Below are 2,244 nucleotides of genomic sequence, written 5' to 3'. Positions count from 1 at the left end.
TTTTTCTGATCTTTAATTCCTATATTTTTTAATTCTTTTATTTTTTTCGATTTCCAAAAAAATAAAAAGGTATTATCTCTTTTAATCTTTTCAATTACTGAAAGATTAATATATTCTTTAATTATTTTGCGAGTTTTCGAAAGATTTAAAATTATTGAATGATTTGTAAATTTATCTTTTCTAAAAAGAATAGCTTTATGATTTTCGGCAAAAATTTTTATTTTTTCTTTCACTTTTGAATATGAAAATTCATTATTGAGATATTTAGTATATAGAGTTTCTAACTCTTTTCTAAATATTTCAAAATCATTTTTTATCTTCACTTTCGGGGGCATATTAATTCAATTATACCAAGTTAAAAATTTTTAACTAAGTAAAAAATTTCCTATTTAATAGGAGGCCAGATCGGAATAAATTCATCTCTCCAAAAAAACTCCAGGAATTGCGCTAACATTATAGTATTAAAATTTAATTATTAGGGGTTATATTAATATGAAAAAAATTTTTACATTAATATTAATTTTTAGTTTTCTATCCAATTTATATGCCAACATGGATAGAGAAAAGAAAAAATGGGCAAGAAGCAATTACGCAGAAGCTGAAAAATATCTTTCAAAAGAAGAAAGTATTTTAATTAAAAACAAATTAGACAAATACGATTTTCAAGACGAGTACGAAAAAAGCGTATTTTTTTTATTTACCCCAGCAATTAAAGTTAATTTATCGGAAATCGAAATTAAAGAAAAAGGTGTTTTTTTAGATGCTGTTGATGTCATGGGATACCTTATAAAAAATAAATTAATAGATTCCGAATATCTAAAATTAGAGTCATATGACCCAATTTTCAAACTTATAAAGGGGGATCCGGATCAAATTTTTGATTATTTGATACAACTAGATTCAGATAAAATTGATTATGCTGAGAAATATGGAAACAAAGCTAGAGAGAGGTTTGACGAAAATTACTTTGATAAAAGCAAAATAAATACGGTAAAAAAAAAAACATTAAAACAAATTATAGCTGACTTACCTAAAGATTAAGTAGTAAATTCTAAAGCTAAGGAATAGATATGAAAAAAATAAGTTTATTTTTATTTTTATTTTTATTATTTAATTTGGATGCTACCATGGACAAGCATACAAAAAAAAGTATAGAAAAGAATTATGCAAAAGCTAAAAAAGCCTTTTCTATAGAAGACTTTAATTTAATTGACAAAAGATTAGATAAATACGATTTCAAAAGTGAGAAGAATAAAAGCATCCTTTTTGCATTTGCCCCACAAATTAGGGGATGTTTAAGAAAAATTGGGATTAAAGAAAAAGATGTATTTTTAGAGGCTCTTGATGTTATAGGCTACCTTTTTAAATATAACTGTATATATTATATAGATACAATTTCTAATTATGATCTCAATTATATAATTGAGCTTATAGATGGCAAACCGTTTGGTATTTTTAATCGTCTTGATAAGATCAATTCCGGAAAATATGGAGACAAAGCTAAAGAGAAGTTCCAAGAATCCTATTCTGAAGATAACGTAAATACAGTTAAACAAATATTAAAACAAATTTTAAACGACTTTCTTGCTTCAAAATCGGGATGTAAATAATAACTTGCTAATGAACTGCTATTTCTATAATCTTTGATTTAGAAATAGTAGTTCACTTCAATTATACGCCTATTATTAGTTTTTGCTAAAAATCGGCATATAATTGAAGTGAAGATGTAGTATTGTAAAATGTGTATGTATGTGTGTAGGCTTGGCTGGATAAAGATAGACGGTCTGAAAATTCAGACCGTCTATCTTTATTTTTGGAAACCAAAAAATGATGATCTATAATTGATTTTGAATTCTTCATTTTTGGATAATTCATTGATATTTCTATATTTTGTATACGCTGTAGTAAAGGCAAGAGGTTATTGCCTTTACTATTTCATTTTTCAAATTTTTTCAAAACTTTCAAAATTTACAAAACTTAAAGTTTCCGATTTTTATATTAAAATTAATAGGAAAAGGTATTAATGTGTGGACTTTTCAAAATAGATAGTATTAAATATTCAGATAATGGGCGTGAACTGCTATTTCTAAATCAAAGATTATAGAAATAGCTTCTTGTTTCATTCCATGATAGCTTTTTAGGTTCTAAAGAACGGTCATCCACTAGAGCATGGTCCACAAGCTTTACTTCAGGCAGTTCCTGCCTTAGTTTTTATTTCATTACAATAATAAGCTTTAAGATTTA

At 25.6% G+C, this 2,244-nt stretch carries 2 protein-coding genes and 1 pseudogene; 2 read left to right on the top strand and 1 reads right to left on the bottom strand.

What is annotated here, in order from left to right; translation table 11 throughout:
- Positions 1-335 (bottom strand): annotated as a pseudogene (locus HNP68_RS06550) (protelomerase family protein); the annotation flags it as partial.
- 157 nt (positions 336-492) lie between these two features.
- Here HNP68_RS06550 and eppA (HNP68_RS06545) point away from each other — a divergent pair.
- Together eppA (HNP68_RS06545) and eppA (HNP68_RS06540) are read left to right on the top strand one after the other, a co-directional pair.
- Complete coding sequence (gene eppA, locus HNP68_RS06545) at positions 493-1,041, top strand: exported protein A EppA (protein ID WP_183221627.1); 549 nt, start codon at positions 493-495, stop codon at positions 1,039-1,041.
- Between the two features lie 29 nt (positions 1,042-1,070).
- Positions 1,071-1,610 carry an exported protein A EppA gene (eppA, locus tag HNP68_RS06540; protein WP_183221625.1) on the top strand — a complete coding sequence of 180 codons (540 nt, stop codon included), beginning with the start codon at positions 1,071-1,073 and terminating at the stop codon, positions 1,608-1,610.
- The last annotated feature ends 634 nt before the right edge of the window (positions 1,611-2,244 follow it).

Origin of the sequence: Borreliella yangtzensis (genome assembly GCF_014201775.1) — a bacterium.
GTDB lineage: Bacteria > Spirochaetota > Spirochaetia > Borreliales > Borreliaceae > Borreliella > Borreliella yangtzensis.
The sequence above is the reverse complement of the archived record's forward strand: the minus strand, read 5'-3'. Positions and strand labels throughout refer to the sequence as shown.